Origin of the sequence: Paraburkholderia sp. SIMBA_054 (assembly GCF_046534875.1) — a bacterium.
Classification (GTDB): Bacteria; Pseudomonadota; Gammaproteobacteria; order Burkholderiales; family Burkholderiaceae; genus Paraburkholderia; species Paraburkholderia hospita.
In genome coordinates this window covers 1-355 of record NZ_JAWRXV010000372.1, presented here as the reverse complement: position 1 = coordinate 355, position 355 = coordinate 1, and the positions used below count along the sequence as shown (strand labels likewise).

General features: G+C 73.8%; 1 protein-coding gene. It reads right to left on the bottom strand.

What is annotated here, in order from left to right; translation table 11 throughout:
* Positions 1-35: 35 nt before the first annotated feature.
* Positions 36-355, bottom strand: a 320-nt coding sequence (locus tag SB822_RS55540) for a sulfotransferase (RefSeq protein WP_410858903.1), incomplete at its 5' end; no start/stop codon positions are given.

Genomic DNA, 355 nt, shown 5'->3' with positions numbered 1-355 from the left:
CAGCGCGTCGATCCGGCCCGCGGTGGCGGCGTCGCTCATGCCGGTTGTTCCTGCAGGCGCGCGGCCAGCGGCGCCAGTGGTTCGGCGTAGCGCCGCCAGGCATCCAGCGCGCCGCGGTGGACCGGCGCGCGCACCTGCACGCTGCTGGCGGTGCTGACCGGGCTGGCATTGCGCTCGGGCTGCGACAGGCCCGGCCAGGCGGGCAGGTCGAGGAATTCGAGCAGGGCGGCCAGGGTGTTGTCGGTGTCTTCCACCAGCGCACGGTAGTCGACCACGCGCACGGCGTGCGGTGCGCGCGTTTCCCAGTGCGCCATCCAGCGTTGTGCCAGGCGTACCTCGTCGGCCAGCGCGTCGA